Here is an 18,406-nt window from a genome sequence, read left to right on the forward strand (position 1 = left end):
ACCCAACCTACCACTATAAGAAAACGAAAAACTTTCTCAGTCTGATTTATCAGACTTTGTATATTAGCCTGGGAATTTATTCCAAGGTGAGTTATGAGGCTCATACTCAAATGGTGCATTCCGGTGAATTAAAATCAACTAAAAAAATTAATCATGACTTTTAAAGAATTTTGACAGCGATATGATGCTGGGGAAAGAGATTTTAGTAATTGGTAGGTTGGGTTGAACAAGCAGTTACTTTGTATGTTGAATTTCGTTCCTCAACCCAACATGATTTGGAACGCAAAACCAAATAATTTAAACAGGACAGGTTTTATTCAAAAATATATCTTACATAATCCGATCTAAACCCAAAATATTGATGTTAGGTTGGGTTGCATTCTCAATATTTCATACACCATAAATAATTCCTGCGCCTTTAACCCAACCTACCATCTATTCCCAATGCCCAATGCCCAATGCCCCATTCCCAATTTCAAAATTTTAAGAAAAATGAAGCCAACACATCTATGCGAAATTACTAATTCCCCATTAAAATCTACCAATGTCGGGTTATAAACTAAACACCCGAAACCAAAAACCACTAATTTACTTTCTCTGCTGTGAAATTGAGATTAATCCGTTTGATTCCATTTCTTGATGATACTGTGTCTAGTTGGGCATTAGAAGCCCGCTTGTTACGCTGGTTAAGCTTGATTTGGCTGTTTGTAGGTTTAGCCGTATTATTTTCAGCTTCTTATCCACTTGCTGACGTTAAGCATGGTGATGGACTTTTTCTTTTCAAACGTCAACTGATAACTGTATTTTTAGGCTTGATACTTTTCAATATCATTGTAAATTTACCGTTTCATAAAATAATCGGAGTGTCCCATTGGCTGTTAATGCTGTTTTTGGGGTTGATTTTTCTGACTTTAGTTCCAGGTTTGGGTACTAGGGGGATTTATGGTACGACTCGTTGGTTTTCAATTGGGGGATTCACCATTCAACCTTCGGAATTTATCAAACCCTTCTTGGTATTGCAAAGTGCGCGGGTTTTTGGAAATTGGGAAAGACTTAGTTGGGGAATTCGTATTGCTTGGTTAGTGGTTTTTGGTTTTGCACTATTAGGAATTCTTGCTCAACCTAACTTGAGTACCACCGCTCTTTGCGGTATAACTATTTGGTTAATCGCCCTGGCAGCTGGTTTACCTTACAAATATTTAGGAGGTAGCGCTGGTGCGGGAGTTATTTTAGCGCTGATGAGCGTTACCGTTAATAAATATCAACGCTTGCGGATTACTTCTTTTATTAACCCTTGGGACGATCCTCAAGGTACAGATTACCAGTTAATTCAAAGTTTATTAGCGGTAGGCTCGGGTAATACTTGGGGTTCGGGATTTGGGCTTTCCCAACAAAAGCTTTCTTGGCTACCAATTGCAGATAGCGACTTTATTTTTGCTGTGTTTGCTGAAGAATTTGGTTTTGTTGGCAGCGTCACGCTGTTGGTAATGTTGGCTGTATTCGCAACTTTGGGATTTATAGTAGCTCTGAAAGCCAAAAGTGTTATATACAGATTATCGGCAGTTGGAATTACTACCTTACTTACAGGGCAATCTTTTATAAATATTGGTGTTGCCAGTGGAGTTTTACCAACAACTGGTTTACCTTTACCTTTTTTTAGTTACGGCGGCAGTTCGATAATTGCTACATTGGTTGCCACAGCTTTATTAATTCGAGTTGCAAGGGAAAGTAACGAAGCTGAAGTGGTTCCAATCCGCAGACAGCCGACAAAACCCAGACGCGAACGACGGTTTTTACATAGAAATAAGTCTTAATTTAATACTTTTTATTCCACAGCAAGCAAATATATATTAAACTTGCTTGAATTATTCCCGTGCATGTTAGTAAGGTGAACTGTAAGTAGACTCATATAAAAATCAGTTTACCAACCGTTTTTATATAGCCCGCATCAGCGGGCTTTATTTATGATTGAAAGCTTTCAGAGCATAAGCACAAAAATCATAAATAAAATCAGCAACTTTTCATTTTCCCTAAATTCCCCACGAATTTGCCCGAAAGGGGACATAAAAACTATACTTGTTTAGCATCTTCTTAATATTTAAGATTTTGCCTTTAATATTTTAGATTATTTATATAGCAATCCTATATAAGTTGTAAAAAAGATAGGTGCCAGAAACCCGGTTTTGTCAAAAAACCGGGTTTCTCAAATCTCACGAATGATTGAGGAATGCTATCTCAATAATTCCAGTAACTCAGTGCAAAATTATAAGCGAAAATAAGCTTTTTTCTAATTCATCCTTTTAACAATTATAATCCGACGGAAAAACTGCTCACTGTTCACTGCTCACTGCTCACTGATAACTGATATGTCTTGGTTTTTCTTTGCAATTTCCACAGCTTTTTTAGAATCACTCAGGGATATTTTCAATAAAAAGACGGTTTCAGTAATTGACGAATATATTCTAGTTTTTTCGTTTAATCTATTAACAGCAATATTCGCTTCACCGCTACTATTTTTTAACGATATTCCAGCTTTAGGCGATAATTTTTTTTACGCTTTAATTGCCATCGGAGTTTTCAATACCATCGCATTTGTACTTTTTTTCAAAGCCATCAAAGCATCAGATTTATCAATAGTTGCTCCCATAACAACATTAAGTCCGATATTCTTATTAATTACCTCTCCTTTTATTGTCGGTGAATTTCCCAACGCTATCGGTATTTTAGGAATATTTATTATTGTGATTGGTGCTTATGTATTGAAATTTCAAGATAAAACCAGCGGATATTTAGCTCCCTTTAAATCATTATTCAAAGAAACCGGCTCAAGATTAATGTTCGGAGTAGTATTAGTATGGAGCATTACCGCCAATGTTGATAAAATCGGCGTACAAAATTCCTCTCCAATTTTCTGGACAATTACCGCACATTTAAGCGTAGCTCTATTTATCTTACCTATAGTATTTCTGAATTCAAAACCAAATATTCAAAACATCAAATCTAACTTCAAAAACTTAATTTTAATCGGTTTTATAAATACCTTGGCAATATTATGTCAAATGAGTGCATTACAGCTTGCTCTCGTATCCTTTGTAATTGCAGTCAAACGCACCAGCGCCTTATTTAATGTTTTATGGGGTTGGTTAATTTTTAAAGAACAAGGTATTAAAGAAAGAATTGCCGGATCGATGATTATGATTTTGGGAGTTGTGGTAATTACATTATCAAAAATGTTTTAGTTGAAACCTCACCCCTTTTCTCGTTACAAGGCTCTGCCTTGTAATGCATATCAGGAGGCTCTGCCTCCTATTAAGGCGGAGCCTTTAGGTATGGGTTCCCAGCCGGAGTCTGGGAACCAGTTACAGTAGAAACCCGCCTTATGCCACTTCTGGTTACAAGGCTCTGCCTTGTAATGCATATCAGGAGGCTCTGCCTCCGCTACAATATTAAGGCAGAGCCTTTAGATATTGATTCCCACTCAGAGACTGGAAGATAACTGTTCACTAATAACTGCTCACTGTTAACTGTTTATGCTCGAAACCCTGCAAACTCAACTTTATCAACTCGAACAATTTGCGAATTCCCTTGTTTCTAACCAATTAACTCACCTCAGTTTGATAAGCATCGGCATTATTTTCCTAGCTGGTTTGCTTACCAGTCTTACTCCCTGTATGCTTTCGATGCTGCCCATCACCATTGGTTATATCGGCGGTTATGAAGCGAAAAGCCGCATCCAAGCAGCCGCTCAATCTACTTGGTTTGCTTTGGGATTGGCAACAACTCTTGCAGGACTCGGTATTATAGCAGCAACAGTAGGAAAAGTCTACGGTCAAATTGGTATTGGTTTACCGATTGTTGTCAGCGTCATTGCTATTTTAATGGGATTAAATCTACTCGAAGCTTTACCTTTGCAGCTTCCTGATTGGGGTGGTACCGATTGGATTTCTCAAGAATTACCCCAAGGTGTAAGAGCATATTGTATTGGATTAAGTTTCGGTTTGGTAGCTTCTCCTTGCAGTACTCCCGTTTTAGCAAGTTTACTAGGATGGGTTGCTAGCACAAAAGATTTAATTTTAGGTGCTGCTTTATTACTTTCCTACACGGCAGGTTATGTGACACCATTGATTTTAGCCGGTACTTTTACCGCTTCAATAAAGAAAATAATCGAAATACGTCGTTTTTCTGGTTGGATTAATCCCGTTAGCGGCGCATTATTAGTCGGATTCGGCGTATTTTCCTTAATTTCTCGCATTCCCCTTTAATAATTCCTAATTAATAACTCCTAACTCCTAACTCATAACTCCTAACTAAAATTAAATGACTTTAGAAGAATCCTCAAAATCACCCTTAGCAGCATTCACAAGCTTTATCCGCAAGGAATTTCTACCAGTACTTACAGACTTGCGGTTGGCAATAATCCTACTGTTAGCGATCGCTGCATTTAGTATTACCGGTACAGTCATCGAACAAGGGCAATCTGTCGCTTTCTACCAAGAAAATTATCCGGAAAATCCGGCTTTATTTGGTTTTATCACCTGGAAAGTAGTTATAATCCTTGGTTTAGACCACGTTTATCGTACCTGGTGGTTTTTATCTCTACTTATATTCTTCGGAGCTAGTTTAACAGCTTGTACTTTCACCCGTCAGCTTCCAGCATTAAAAGCAGCACGTCGTTGGAAGTTTTTCGATAAGCCCCGAAGATTTCAAAAGTTAGCCTTGAGTGCGGAATTCGATGTTGACAAAGACAATTTTACGTCTATTCAAAATCTGACTGAAATTCTGCAACAGCGCCGCTACAAAGTTTTTCAGGAAGACAATGATAAACTCTACGCTCGCAAAGGAATTATCGGTAAAATTGGTCCGATTATAGTCCACATCGGGATTGTAGTTATTTTACTTGGTTCAATTCTAGGAGCTATGACGGGATTTATGGCTCAGGAAATGGTTGCTAGTGGCGATACATTCCAAGTTAAAAATATCATAGATGCCGGACCTTGGGCGATGTCGCAAGTTCCCAAAGATTGGGCTGTAAAAGTAAATCGCTTCTGGATTGATTATACTTCTACCGGAGAGATTGACCAATTTTACTCGGATATGTCGGTATTAGATCAAGAAGGGAAAGAAGTAGACAAAGACACGATTTTCGTCAACCATCCTTTACGACACAAAGGAGTTACCCTTTATCAAACTGATTGGGGAATTGCAGCAGTAAAAGTAAAAGTCAACAGAAGTCCTATTTTTGAACTTCCGATGGCACAACTTGACACCGGCGGAAAAGGACGACTTTGGGGTACTTGGATTCCCACCAAGCCGGATTTGAGTGAAGGCGTTTCTTTGTTAGCCAAAGATTTACAGGGAACCGTATTAATTTACGATGCTAAAGGTAAACTAGTTAATACCGTCCGCGAAGGAATGACTGCCGAGGTTAATGGCGTTACCTTAAAAATATTAGAAGTAGTTGGTTCTACTGGATTGCAAATTAAAGCAGACCCAGGTATACCAGTCGTTTATGCTGGTTTTGCTTTATTAATGATGGGAGTAGTAATGAGTTATTTTTCTCACTCCCAGGTGTGGGTATTGCAGGAAGAAGATAACTTATATGTTGGCGGTAAAACCAATCGCGCTCAAGTTGCTTTTGAAGGAGAAATGGTAGAGATTTTTGAGCAGGTAAATTCTCAATCAAAAGGTGAATCTACAAAGTCTCTAGTTTCGATATAAGTTGGGAATTGGGCATTGGGCATTGGGCATAATGTTGTTGTATTATATTCAACCGAAAAACGCTATATAATGCAGGATTTGAATATTGGATTTTTGAGTGCTAATCAAACGACTGTCAAATCAAAAGGTAGAGAATTTCTAGACTTATTACGCACTTATCTACCAGCTTTCAATCCTGTTCGCTATGGAGCTTGGGAACCCTTAAATAATTACTTTAACTTTAGTAATATTGAAAAGCCTCTGCAATGCTCGAATAACGAATATTTTCTTTGGAAAAGTAAGCGTCATGCTTGTGAAGAGATTGCTTCAATGGACAGTAAATCCATCCATTCTAGTATTGATATTATTGGCAAGTCCGAATCGGTTGATTGTACTCAAGTCGTTAGTTTCTTTTTAAAGACTACTGAATTAATCAAACCCGACTTTGCCTATGTCCACTTATTTTCCGACGAGGAACTACATACAATTACCAAAGGAATTAATACAACTTTCTACGATATGTCAATGCCTTTTCGGACTGGTATATCTACATATGAGTTACGAAAGTACATACCTAATTTGTGTTGGGGAACTATTTTTGGTTCTCCATATATCAAACTTTTTGAGCGAGAGCATATTTTGTCTTCCCCAGCTTCAAAAGTTCAGCAACTATCTGAGAATGCAATATATATTCAGCTAAGTGAAGATCTTACAGACTTGAAGCAACTTATCAAAGCGTGAATGCCAGCCGCAAGAAAGTTAAACAACACCTAAATAATAATACTTTTCTCGATTTTGAATTAGGTAGGAAGTATCAATACAATACTCCTGAGTTTTATTTTGTTTAGGAAAATGTTGGATTACGCCTTATTTCAGTTCAAATCTTGCAATGTCGTTAAGCCCCAATACTCGCCTTGAAATAAATTTCAAGGCTAATATGCAAAGTACGTTAAAACGCACTAAAAGCCTTACCTAGTCTGATTTATCAGACTTAGTTTTTGAGCCTGGGAATTTATTCCAAGGCGGTTGTTAAAATAGTGCATAATGTTGGTTTCACCTAACTAACATTATTTTCCTGTTATACCGAATTATCGAAACAGCTTAAATAAGATGAGACGTTGCACTGCAACGTCTCTACATTGTTAATTTATATTTATCGTAGTTAGAAACTGGAATTCTTTTTGTGAAAGTAAAGATAGATTATTTTGATTTCTCGACTATCTCCAATGCCCTATTCCCTATTTTTTATGATTAACTTCCACAACGGTATGTACGTTACCGCGTGGCGTAAAATCGGCTTTCACATTAATTTCCAAAGGGTCGCAAGCTGCAACAATATCATCTAAAATTTGATTGGCTGATTCTTCGTGGGAAATATATCTATCCCTATAACTATTGATGTAAAGCTTGATTGCCTTTAATTCCACAACCTTTTCGTCGGGGACGTAATTTACATAAATTGTCGCGAAATCTGGATAACCGGAAAACGGACATTTACAGGTAAATTCTGGCAAAGTAATACTGATATTGTATCTTCTGCCAACGCGGGGATTGGGAAAAGTAATTAACTTTCCTTCCGAAATCTCGCGCTCGCCATATTTAACTTCAATATCTGTCTGTGTCATTTATACTTACTAATAATTAATAATTTAAATAGTTAACAGCGAATAGAGAATAGAAAAATAATCTAAAAGCTAAAATTAAATAACTCTTACTGTTAACTGTTAACTGTTAACTGTTAACTGACTATTCCCCTTCCCAATCGGGACAGCTTTCATCTTCATACCCGCTTGGATGCATACCGCAAACTAATAAATTACCGTTGTAAACTTGTCCGTGATAGTTACGGCAACCCATGCAGGCAGGATTTTTTTCTGCTGTGGGTTCAACAGGATAAGGCAGATGACTGCTCAAGTCATCTCCTAAAACATCTTCAAAATCCCAATAGACTTCTAAAAATGGTTCTGCTAAATCCTGCAAATACTGATCTACCTCAGAAAGTAGTGAAGTTTGAACTTGTTCGCTAAGCTCTTCAGTCATTTCAATAAAAGTATCTACTACTTCTGTCATCCCCGTAAAGAAGCGTTCTACTTCATCCGATACCGATTTTACTATGTCCGAAAAATCTTTTTGCCACTCATCCATAAAAAATAGTCCTCACTCTCTTTAATAATAGGACATTTATTTCAACGCTTTTAACACGTCTTCAGGAGGGTGGCAATTAACAAATGTAACCGTTTAGCACTCAAAAACCATTTACAAAATGCTTAATGTTGTGCGGGTCTAAAATACTAAAAGTTCACCCCAAGGGATATTCTATAATAATAATCCTGGAATGTCCGTTAACTATCTTCAGGCAATTACTAGCTTTGAGCTTAATAATACACCGATGTCTTAGTTACTGGTCGCGCTGCAAACGACGCAATTCTTCTTGCATCCGTTTAACTTGATCGCGCAACTTATCCACATCTTGAACCTCTGGCGATTCCTTTTCGCTGGGTTCTTCATCATCCCCTAAAATTTCAATGCGGCGGGGTTCAGCCCGAGTTGTGCTTTCTTCGCTTCCATCACTCGCAGATGATTGAGCTTGTTTCATCATATCTTCTACAAACTTCCGGGCTTCTTCGGCGTTCATTTCGCCCTTTGCAACCATTTCATCTGCTAGTTTTTGGGCTTGCGATCGCAATTCGGCTAAAGTTCCACCTGCTTTTTCGCTAGCGTAAGAGGCTAACCCAACACCAAGGTAAAAAGCTTTTTTAGCAATATCTCCGAAACCAGGCATTATACAGCAATACTCTTAAAAATAGGGCGACCCGGAGTCTACGCCTACTGCAAGCATCCCGTATTGCTGCTACCGTCAGGTCCTGACAAAGTTTGGGCGTTGCAGTTGCATAGGTCCAGGTCTAGAAACAATATAGCACTAATTTGTTAAAATGTGGAACAAACTGCATGTAATTTTATTTATTCGACTATAAGCCGCCATTCGTATAGCTTATAGTCAACGCAATTATTTTCAATCAATGGATCGCGGGAAACAATTGCTTGGGCTTCATCCATTGAAGCTGCCTTAAATAGTAGCATTCCGCCACCATACTGCGCCCAATAGCCAGTTTTTGCTTCGTGTCCTTTATTTTTCAAGTCTTCTACATAAGCTTTGTGAGCGGGAACGTATTTATCGAAGGTGGATTTATCAACTTTACCTGTTTCTATTTTCGCAAACCACGGCATTTGATTCTACTTCCTTGAAAATATTATGGGCTATTTGTGCTTATTTATTAACTGTAAAAGAAAGTAGTTCTATGGGAGTAACACATTGATATTGCGTTTTGCTTGCTCGTGTGTGACACAAGTAAGAAGGGCAAAGAGAAAATAATTTTATTTGCAAGACTTATAAACAATTGTGAATTTGATAAGCTCGTAATCATTAAGATTCGGAATGACAAAGTACGAAACGAATCAACAAACTAATAAATATTTCAAACATTATGTAATTGTAAATTTCTTCTTGCGTCGTCTGAAGACAGCACCGGATACAACAGCGCCAAGAGCTAGAATTCCCGTGGTAGGTTCGGGAACTTCTGCTTTAGCAAAAGTCATGCGATCGAAAGCAACCATATCATTTGTTCCTTTTACAGTATCGCTAACATCGAACCGAACCTGAGTGAAATAATCAGCTTCAGAGTCAGCTATATAGCCAGAGTAGAAAGCTGTGCCTCGAATAGTATCTACATTTTTTTCTTTCTTCATTGTTTCAGGATCGGAAATTCCTAAGCTGACATATTTTGTGTCGCCACTCGCAAGGGTAAACTCAACACCCATCACACCACCACGCTCAAAGTCAGTACCGTAGAAACCAAAAGCTGACATTTTTTGTGCGAAATCAAAAACGATGCTGCTATCTTTTCCTGCATTAGTGTTTAGGAACTGGTTTTCCTGCCAGTCTGTACCTTCTTCGCTGATACCGTAGCGACCACCCTGGAAATTTGTACCACCATTAGCCTTTCCATTCGTTTTTTCGATTGATGAGCGTAGTTTCCAATCGTCAACGCCTGGTGTTTGAGCATTCAAATTCTCGTCCAAGATTTCCATATTGACAATGCTACCGTCAGTAGTTTTGACATCCAGGTCGTAATATAGTCTGCCTTGATTCTTGTCTTCATCATTGTCTCCGTCAGCGGTGAAGCCTTCATTAACTTCAAAGTTAACGGTTCCAATTGATGCTCCGCCAAGTGCGTTCAAAAAATCCTGTTCGGCTTGGAAGCTATTTTCTAATTCTGATGCGAATGGTACGTCTGTAACTCTGTCGCTGCTACTAGGATTTCCGAAATGTTGAAGGTCTTCACCAAAAAATGAGGCTGCTTTAGCAGAGGAAGCACTGCTAGCAATTCCAACTAAACTGACTGCTAAGGAAGCAAAAACCAAACCTAACTCTTTAAACTTCATTTTATTAATTCCCTTTTGATTTTGAATACTTTAGTCTTTAGCGCTACTGGTGTCTTTTTTTCAAACTCCGTAGGTAAGTAGGCAGAAATAAATATAACAATGGAACAAACTATACATCAGCCTAAACTCTTACTCCGACTGCCTGTCTTAATTTCAATTTTCAACACTAATCTACTTAGCGTTTTATCTTGTGTTCGCACTCTAATAAACCAGAATATGAACTGACAAGAAGATTGAATTAATTTCCACTTTAACTTCTAAATTCTGTGATTCACCAGTATTTATGCGGATAAAGCAGCTTAAATGCAATTAATTTATAATAATTTAATAGATAATAAGGGTTGCGAATATTTATTTTTTACATCGCACGGAGATTAAACAACTTTAAAATATCCGAGTATTTTCTGATTGTCAGTGATTATTAACTCTGACAATAACAGCTAAAATTTTAGTACGTATAATTATTTATGCCGTTAGTGGCTTATTTTACTAATTTACTTTTTATAAAGAAATGAATTATCACTAATCAAAAACTGAAAATGAGTCTCTACTTCATTGCTTTATTGCCACCACAGACAATTCAAGATTACGCTACGGGGGTTAAGCAGTATTTTGCTGATAACTACGACAGCAAGCACGCTTTTAAATCACCGCCACACATTACTTTACAACCCCCATTTGAATGGGATACCGATAAAGCTGTGGCTTTGGAGGAATGTTTGCAGAATTTTGTGATGGGAAGAAATGTTATACCAATAACTCTCGATGGCTATAATGCCTTTCCACCTAGGGTTATATATATAGATGTAGTTCAAACTCCAGATTTAATGAATTTGCAAGGTGATTTAATGGCGTATCTGGAGAATAATTTAGGAATAGTTGACAAGGTAGGAAAATCTCGCGGTTTTACCCCTCATATGACAGTTGCTTTTAAAGATTTGAAGCGAAGCAAATTTTATGCTGCTTGGGAAGAATTTAAAAATCGAGAATTACATTTTGAGTTTGATGCTAGAAAGTTAACGCTATTGAAGCATGAAAACAAGCGATGGAATATTGTTAAAGAGTTTGAATTTGTATTTTGAATGACATTATTAACAAAATAATCTCAAGCTAAAGTTTCGAGGATTTTCCTACTTGTATTAAAAACTTATAGTAATGTGACCTAACATTCCTTATACTATCATTGCGTAATCTAGTTTACTTTGAAGGCAGTTTAAGCAATAGTTTTATCAGGAGATAATTTTCATGCAGCCAGAAACAAAGCAGGCTTATCAAGAAAAAGTCAAGGCTCAACTCGACAAGCTAAACGCTCAAATAGATCAAATAAAAGCGCAAGCTGCTGAAGCCAAAGCTGATGCTGAAATTGATTATCGTGGCACGATAGAGAACTTAACTAGCAAGCGCAATGCAGCACAAGCCAAATTGGATGAAATTAGTAAAGCTTCTGAAGATGCCTGGGAAGATTTAAAAGTTGGTTTTGAAAGTGCTTGGAATGAACTTGATGCAGCTTTCAAGAATGCAATGAATAAATTCCAGTAATTCTCGATTTTGATTCGCAATTAGATTTAAAGCTGTATAAATTGAGTAATTTATCATATTTATGCAGCTTTTCTTGATATATCACTAAAAAATAACTAATTAATTGAATATTTATAGTTATAAATATTTGTTGTGTTTTGGTATTTAAAATCTATCAATCGCTTGGATATAAAAACACCTCAGAAAATGATTTTAATTAAGAAATCGTAAATAAATTTAAGAGAATAAAAAAAACAGCGACTATGAAAAAATCTGCGGTTGGAAAAACTAACATTGGATTGTATTAAAATATCTCCCAATACTGCTCGGTTAAGGGGATATCCTCCCTAACCCTGCTTAAAAAGGAGGCAATAAAAGTCCCCTTTTTAAGGAGGTTGGGTAATCTGAAAATGAGTTTAATTGCTTAACCGAATAGTATTAAAATATCTGCGTATTTCCAATTGAGGTAGAATATATTTCCGGAAAACCTACGGATAGTGTGTAGTTATGAAAGCGAAAAAGATACAATAACCCAACATATCATGACTACAAGCTTGATTGTTCTCGAAGCAGGTGCCGCTGGATTAAAAGTTACTAAGCTGCAAGAAGCTTTGAAACAGCTTAATTTCTATTTTAGTTCAATCGATGGTATTTTCGGTACGAAAACTAAAGCTGCGGTAGTCAAATTTCAACAGCCTTACAGCCATCTTCCTAATAACGGGCTTGTTGATGCAGAAACAATTTTACAACTGGATGAAGATGTATGGTTATCAGCAAAAGAAGTTTTACGGGAAGGTTGTACAGGTGAAGATGTCAAAGCCCTTCAAGAAATATTTACTGTCTTTGATTTACATACTTTAATTGTTGATGGATATTTTGGCAGAAAAACAAAGGAAGCTGTAATTTGGTTTCAACAAAATTGGGGTTTGCAAGCAGACGGTATTGTCGGAAAACAAACTTGGGCTGGTTTATATCGTCATCAGGTTCATGATATACCCTATGAAGATAGAGTAAAAGCTTTCTTTGGTGAATTAGATACAGAATCATTTATTAAATTACCGCTTCAAAAAGGTGATAAGGGAAACGACGTTTTGATTTTACAAAAGTTTTTTAATCATGCTTCTGGTAGTACTCACGGGATTTTAGAAGATGGCGATTTTGGGCAAGCAACCGAACAAGCTGTGCAAACCTTTCAGCAACGCAATGGTTTAACTTCTGATGGATGTGTGGGGATGCAAACTTATCAAGCGATGCTTTGGGAAGGATTAAATCAACAGCTTATAAATGAGTTGTTGAGTATTCGCAAAAGTAAATCAATTGATTTTAGCAATGGTAATGAGTATGAAGTTATAGAAGATGCAGCTATACGAGGTGAAACTGTTATTCACAGATTTGAAGTTGCACCAGGGCAAGATTTTAGAATTGTAATTACTTCTGTGGAAAATAATGCAATTTTTGAATTGTTTAAAGTTGGAGAGCCTAGAATGTACGCTGAAAAAGCTAGCAATATTCGGCTATTTTTAGAAGCAGGTGAATATTATTTTACCGTTGGTGCTATTCGAGGGAATGCTACTTACAAATTAAAGGTGGAATCAGTAAGTTGTTAATCCAGAAAACCCCTCCACTAAAATTTAAGGAGGGGAACAAATTGAAAGTGAATTTGTCTTAAATCATCTATTCTATTTTTGAAAACTGTTATGAATAACTCCATGAAAAAATTAGCTGTTTTATCTGTTTTAATGGCAACTCCGTTATTATGGTTGCTGAATAATCAAGTTTCTGCGGCACCAAAACGAAACACTTCTGAGTCTATACATTCTCAAGCCAAGCCAACGCCAGCTAAATGGCGCAAAATGAACGAGAAGGAAGAGATAGATCAAATTAAGTCAATAATTAATCATCGTATGGGTGTAGCGGCTCTAAATCAATTAGCCTTAGAAGGTTTTGTTGGTTATGATTGTAAGCGCAGCTTTTATTTTAACGAACTCTATGGCAATCTTCAAACTTTAATGCGAGTTAAATGTAATAGTCCTAGAGGTGCTTCTAGTGCAATCGGTTATGACGAGATCAGAGTTATTTTTAATCGGTTTGAAAGTAATATCGAAGATTTTAAAATTGAAAGGGTATCTAAAGAAACTGGTTCTCCAAAAACTAAGTTACCCGACTAGTTTACGGTTTTAATTTACTTAGATATTTAGTATTTCTGTCATAAACCTGAGTTGACTCCAATCGACTCGGGTTTTAGAAAATAGCAAAACTAATTTAATTTAATTTAATTAAATTTAATTAATTTTAAGTTAGATTAATATTCACATTTTTGGGATTGCCTGAACTAATAGTTTATTGCGCTTTTCGGTTGACAACAATACACTCAAAACCTCACCTTACTAAGGAGAGGGAAAGAGGGTGAGGTTAAAAACACCAAAAAAAGATAGTGGTTTATTCTAATAATTTGACACGCATTTTGGAGACGTAGCAATGCTACGTCTCTACATTATCGATGGGGATAAAATTTACTTGACTACAAGTTTTCCACCGGGGCGTTGAATCATTATCTCTGTTAACCGGCGTTTCGCTTTGGGATCGATGCCAAAAATGCGTATGTAGTCGTTGTTATGTTCGACTAAACATGCTTCTACAGCAGCAATTGCTTCTGCCATATCCTCTATTTGATGTCCTGCATAACTGTTCCACGAACCCGTGCGGAATCTACGCTGGTCTACGTATTCTATACCGATATGGTTTCCTGAAGCCAAGATTTCCCGCATCTGTTCTAAAACTTCTAGTTCTAGGTGGGCTGAAGATATCTGTGTATTATTTGGATTAGCGGTTCTGTAAGTATGACTGTTTTCTACGGCTTGGTGGGGGTTACTGGTTGCCGTGTAGCTATGGGCTGCTGTATGGGGATGGGGAAATGGGTCAGATTCTGGATACACAAAAGTCGAATCGCTACTTTGTGGGTTGTTATAGGTTTTGCTCTGTGCTGGATAGCGAAAACTTGAACCTCCTATTTGTGTGTTAGGAGTTGATGGTTCTGGATAATGGAAAGTTGAACCACCTAATTGTTTTTTGGGAGTTACTATTTCTGGATAATGGAAAGTCGAATCGCTACTTTGTTCGCTGTAATTTGGAGTAGTTGTTTCTGGATAATGGAAAGTCGAATCGCTACTTTGTTCGCTGTAATTTGGAGTAGTTGTTTCTGGATAATGGAAAGTCGAATCGCTACTTTGTTCGCTGTAATTTGGAGTAGTTGTTTCTGGATAATGAAAAGTTGAATCGCTACTTTGTTTGCTGTAATTTGGAGTAGTTTTTTCTGGATAATGGAATGTTGAACCACCTAATTGTTTTTTGGGAGTTACTGTTTCTGGATAGTGGAAAGTGGAATCTCCCTGAATTTGTTTTGTGGGATATATTTCCTGTGTCGGTGGATAATGAAAAGTCGATCCGCCTACTTCATTAGGATCTTGAATTATAGTTCCCATTACTGCTTTCTTAGTTTTATAGTCAATCCCAGCTACGCGCACGTAATCGTCTGTGTGCTTAACTAAACATCTTTCCAAATCTCCAATTGCATCAGCCATATCATCTATTTCGTGAGTGGAGAACCTCTGCCAATCACCTTTGCCAAATTTGTCTTTGCTGGCATATTCGATGCTGAGATGATTCCCCGATGCCAATATTTTCTGCATATAGCTGAGTATTTCGGGGCCGACATGGGTCGATGCTGCTGGTGTATTCTGGTTCAATCTGTTGGGATTTTGACCTAAACTACGGTTGCTAGCAGTTCCCGAAGTCGTAGCTGGGATGTCTGGTATATGTACTGCTTCGGCTTGTGCTTGATAGCTAGGTCTGGCATGATAAGTAGGTAATGGTTCGCCGTCAAAATTTGCTGTTGGTCTGGCTTGATAAGTAGGTAAGTTCGCGTCAAAATGTGAGGTAGGTCTGGCTTCATATACCGGTGTTGGTGCAGCTTGGGGTACAAAATGCTTTTGATGCCGCAAAGCACCACGGTTGTATTCTTCTACCAAATGGGAATTATCTACCCGTTGCTGTTCCTCAACCATCAAACTAGCTACCTCCATCAAATCCGATAAACCAAACTTGGGTTTTTGGAAGGATGGAATATTGTTGCTGTTGACTACTTGTGAAGAGACTCGATCGACTCCTTTATTCTGGATAAACCGACGAATTTGTTCGTCATATATCCGCGATCGCAACGCACTATAGAAATCAACGGCTTGATTGCCAAAATGATCTACAAGCTGCTCAACATCTTGCTTTGACAATCCATCTTCGCTAAAAATTCCACCGATGATGCCAACTTTGTCTTCTCTAGTCGGCTCCCAATAAAACTTCTCCATCCTGCCGTCGCGAATCAACGGAGCATATAAAGTAGAAAAGTCATTCCCCGTAACAATAATTGGAACGCGATGTAAAGGTGTAGAATCATAACTTCCCGGTAGCTGCACATCGGTGGGATTATCAGCAATATTCATCAATGTAGCGTTTACCAATTGCGTATTCACCGTGTACTGCGTTCCTTCGTCAAAACGTCCAGCACCCGCATCTAGATCGTTAATCATCAACACGCACATTTTTCCGCGCACCTTGATTAATTCTGCTGTTTCCCGATACCGCAAGCGAATCAAACGAGCTGGATCTCCAGCATCGGGACTTTCTAGTTCACCTCCAGAGATATGAGTTACCTCCACCCCCATTTTCTCGAATACCAATTCGCATTGAAAAGATTTTCCTTCACCCTTGCGTCCGTGAATGCCCAAAATTAAAGGTACTCGCACTTTGGGCAAATCGAGATAATTTTTAGTAATGTGGACGGAAAGTTTATCTTGAAAACGGGGGGAAATATAGTAACTCATGGAATTTATACAAAATATTTAGCATCCTGTAAACTATGTTAAGTTTTTATGGTTACTATTTTTCATGTACTTTTGTAAGCTAAATCCTTGTTGTACTTATAGGAGTAATATTTTTATCTAATTACTGCTTGATAATACTCGTGATTTTAAATTCAAAATCAATACTAACTGCTGTTTTCTTTCAAAGCTAAAGCACAATAGTTAGCTATCATTTTTGCTGCAAATAAATTATCTACTGCTTTGAAAAATATATAAAAGGATGTAATTAATTTATATTTTTTCATCCTCTAGGCAGATGTGTTTTAACCGCCTATTGCTATGAAGCATGTTAATAAAAAATATTTATTAGTGGAAGCCTGTTGTTTTATTGGTATATATACCAAGGAAGATGCTTTCTCACAAAAGGATACCGCCTATTTATGTTGGTTGAATTTGAGATGAATTATATTAGGACTTATAAAAGCCAGCATTTTTATGGGGGATTAAGGTGAGCTAAACCTTTGAAATGCCTAACCTGTGATTGCGATCGCGTAAGTTCACAAAAGGCAATAATCTCTAGTTGTCTATCGCCGAAGAAATCATTAGTAAATTTAGGGCAAGTCATGGCTTGAACTTGACGCATCTAAATCCTAATGTGCTTGCTTTGTAATTCTCCTAGTACAATACAGCATAAATTTGGCAACCATTGCCAACGATTAAAATCCTTATCCTATAAGACTTTTTACTTCTTACTTCTTACTTTTTACTTCCGCGCAGCGGTACTAGTGCTTCATGCTCTTCAGGCAAGCTCCTATAACACAAATCTGCGGAACAATACGATATCCCATCTATCTGGTTTTTGGTCGATGGCAGAAATAATTAGATATTATTGACAGTAAGTCAGATTTTAGACGATTTTAAGACGATAAATGTTTAATACATCGGGGTGACATATTATGGGTAAATCAATAGTTGAATTAGTTGATAACTTACCTGCCGATAATATTACTGTCAAAGTATTAAAGGCACTTGATTTTATTGTACCTGGCGAATGGGAAAATCTAGTTGGTTTTGATAATGCAATAAGTCAAATCACTGGAGAAACAAAGTCTAAAAAGATTAAGAAAATTCGCAAAAAAGCAGAAAAATTATACGATGAGAAAGAGAATGGATATCAAACTGCTATTTGGATTTATCAAACTCTCGATACAACAGATAAAGCTGTAGGTGCTGCTGCTTTAGCCAACAAAATTGGTAATTCCTTTAGTTTTATACCTTTTCTAAAAGAATTAACTCCCAGAGCCGATACTTTACAAAGTATTGATTTAAAAATGAAATTAGTTGCGGAATTAATTGCTTATAGCAAACTTAATGGACTCACTCTTTCTCCTCAAAAATTTGCTGCTTCTCTTAAGGAAAACTATCAAAATGAAGCTTTAATGAGGATGGTAGCTTTAGTTTGCATTGATGGAGTACTTCCTCTAGGTACAAATTTCGTTCCTAAAATTGAAAATGATATTACTCAAAGAGAAAACCTAGAGAATAATCCGGCTTTTTCGGCTGTTAGTAAATTCATTCCTAGCTCTGATAAAACAGGTTTTATTAATGATAGTTTTAAAGCAGTTGACGAATGGATGGCAAAATTAACTGATTCTGCTGGTTTAAGTCGCGAATCTATTGCGAGTCATCTGAGTAATTTTATAGATATTGCCGACGATAAGTTAGATTATCTCGCAGCTTTTTTAGATACAAGCACCAATTATTTCGAGCATACAGGAATTCAAACTGTTGCACGTAAAGTAATCAAAGAAGCTTATCAAGAGATTGATTAATAGGCGTTGCTGAATTGAACTATGAATTCATTTTCACTCCGCAATTAGTAGCCCCATAAA

17 protein-coding genes, 1 other RNA gene and 1 pseudogene are annotated in these 18,406 nt (G+C 37.2%); 10 read left to right on the top strand and 9 right to left on the bottom strand.

Translation table 11 applies throughout. The annotated features are described in order from the left end of the window. Positions 1-608: 608 nt before the first annotated feature. From RIV7116_RS16605 to RIV7116_RS16625, 5 genes are all read left to right on the top strand, one after another. Complete coding sequence (locus tag RIV7116_RS16605) at positions 609-1,814, top strand: FtsW/RodA/SpoVE family cell cycle protein (RefSeq protein ID WP_044291940.1); 1,206 nt, start codon at positions 609-611, stop codon at positions 1,812-1,814. A gap of 552 nt (positions 1,815-2,366) precedes the next feature. Beyond that, entirely contained in the window at positions 2,367-3,239 is an 873-nt protein-coding gene (locus RIV7116_RS16610) for an EamA family transporter (RefSeq protein ID WP_015119455.1), read from the top strand. 291 nt (positions 3,240-3,530) lie between these two features. Beyond that, positions 3,531-4,262, top strand: a complete 732-nt coding sequence (locus RIV7116_RS16615) for a cytochrome c biogenesis protein CcdA (RefSeq protein ID WP_015119456.1) — start codon at positions 3,531-3,533, stop codon at positions 4,260-4,262. 55 nt (positions 4,263-4,317) lie between these two features. Further along, positions 4,318-5,718, top strand: a complete 1,401-nt coding sequence (locus tag RIV7116_RS16620) for a cytochrome c biogenesis protein (protein WP_015119457.1) — start codon at positions 4,318-4,320, stop codon at positions 5,716-5,718. Positions 5,719-5,787: 69 nt separating this feature from the next. Next, entirely contained in the window at positions 5,788-6,438 is a 651-nt protein-coding gene (locus RIV7116_RS16625; RefSeq protein ID WP_044290998.1) for a hypothetical protein, read from the top strand. A gap of 497 nt (positions 6,439-6,935) precedes the next feature. Here RIV7116_RS16625 and queF read toward each other — a convergent pair whose 3' ends face one another. The 6 genes from queF to RIV7116_RS16650 form a co-directional block, all read right to left on the bottom strand. After that, complete coding sequence (gene queF, locus RIV7116_RS16630) at positions 6,936-7,322, bottom strand: preQ(1) synthase (protein WP_015119459.1); 387 nt, start codon at positions 7,320-7,322, stop codon at positions 6,936-6,938. A 121-nt stretch (positions 7,323-7,443) separates the two neighbouring features. After that, a complete protein-coding gene (locus RIV7116_RS16635) occupies positions 7,444-7,842 on the bottom strand; it encodes a hypothetical protein (RefSeq protein ID WP_015119460.1) in 399 nt (132 codons plus the stop codon). Positions 7,843-8,095: 253 nt separating this feature from the next. Beyond that, positions 8,096-8,479: a phasin family protein gene (locus tag RIV7116_RS16640; RefSeq protein WP_015119461.1), complete on the bottom strand. Its 384-nt coding sequence runs from the start codon at positions 8,477-8,479 to the stop codon at positions 8,096-8,098. 25 nt (positions 8,480-8,504) lie between these two features. Continuing rightward, positions 8,505-8,601, bottom strand: an RNA gene (ffs, locus tag RIV7116_RS34420) — signal recognition particle sRNA small type. 57 nt (positions 8,602-8,658) lie between these two features. Continuing rightward, positions 8,659-8,925, bottom strand: coding sequence for a YciI family protein (locus RIV7116_RS16645; RefSeq protein ID WP_015119462.1), 267 nt, complete (start codon positions 8,923-8,925; stop codon positions 8,659-8,661). A 255-nt stretch (positions 8,926-9,180) separates the two neighbouring features. Then, positions 9,181-10,140 (bottom strand): PEP-CTERM sorting domain-containing protein, encoded by a 960-nt coding sequence (locus RIV7116_RS16650; RefSeq protein ID WP_015119463.1) that lies wholly within the window; start codon positions 10,138-10,140, stop codon positions 9,181-9,183. 539 nt (positions 10,141-10,679) lie between these two features. Between RIV7116_RS16650 and RIV7116_RS16655 the strand changes: the two genes are divergently transcribed. The 4 genes from RIV7116_RS16655 to RIV7116_RS16670 all read left to right on the top strand — a co-directional run bounded on the left by RIV7116_RS16655 (position 10,680) and on the right by RIV7116_RS16670 (position 13,826). Beyond that, a complete protein-coding gene (locus tag RIV7116_RS16655) occupies positions 10,680-11,222 on the top strand; it encodes a 2'-5' RNA ligase family protein (protein WP_015119464.1) in 543 nt (180 codons plus the stop codon). A 163-nt stretch (positions 11,223-11,385) separates the two neighbouring features. Further along, positions 11,386-11,679, top strand: coding sequence for a hypothetical protein (locus tag RIV7116_RS16660; protein ID WP_015119465.1), 294 nt, complete (start codon positions 11,386-11,388; stop codon positions 11,677-11,679). 521 nt (positions 11,680-12,200) lie between these two features. Further along, complete coding sequence (locus tag RIV7116_RS16665) at positions 12,201-13,265, top strand: peptidoglycan-binding protein (protein ID WP_015119466.1); 1,065 nt, start codon at positions 12,201-12,203, stop codon at positions 13,263-13,265. 102 nt (positions 13,266-13,367) lie between these two features. Beyond that, a complete protein-coding gene (locus RIV7116_RS16670) occupies positions 13,368-13,826 on the top strand; it encodes a hypothetical protein (protein ID WP_198287594.1) in 459 nt (152 codons plus the stop codon). A gap of 345 nt (positions 13,827-14,171) precedes the next feature. Here RIV7116_RS16670 and RIV7116_RS37630 read toward each other — a convergent pair whose 3' ends face one another. The 3 genes and pseudogenes from RIV7116_RS37630 to RIV7116_RS35875 form a co-directional block, all read right to left on the bottom strand. Then, positions 14,172-15,140: a ribulose bisphosphate carboxylase small subunit gene (locus tag RIV7116_RS37630; RefSeq protein WP_371261651.1), complete on the bottom strand. Its 969-nt coding sequence runs from the start codon at positions 15,138-15,140 to the stop codon at positions 14,172-14,174. Continuing rightward, positions 15,123-16,535 (bottom strand): annotated as a pseudogene (locus tag RIV7116_RS37635) (AAA family ATPase); the annotation flags it as partial. The pseudogene RIV7116_RS37635 and the gene RIV7116_RS37630, both read right to left, overlap by 18 nt. Before the next feature lie 472 nt (positions 16,536-17,007). After that, a complete protein-coding gene (locus RIV7116_RS35875; protein ID WP_015119469.1) occupies positions 17,008-17,157 on the bottom strand; it encodes a hypothetical protein in 150 nt (49 codons plus the stop codon). A 313-nt stretch (positions 17,158-17,470) separates the two neighbouring features. On the opposite strand from RIV7116_RS35875, the gene RIV7116_RS16680 reads away from it, so the two are divergent. Beyond that, positions 17,471-18,346: a hypothetical protein gene (locus RIV7116_RS16680; RefSeq protein WP_015119470.1), complete on the top strand. Its 876-nt coding sequence runs from the start codon at positions 17,471-17,473 to the stop codon at positions 18,344-18,346. Positions 18,347-18,406 lie beyond the last annotated feature (60 nt).

The organism is Rivularia sp. PCC 7116, assembly GCF_000316665.1.
Classification (GTDB): domain Bacteria; phylum Cyanobacteriota; class Cyanobacteriia; order Cyanobacteriales; family Nostocaceae; genus Rivularia.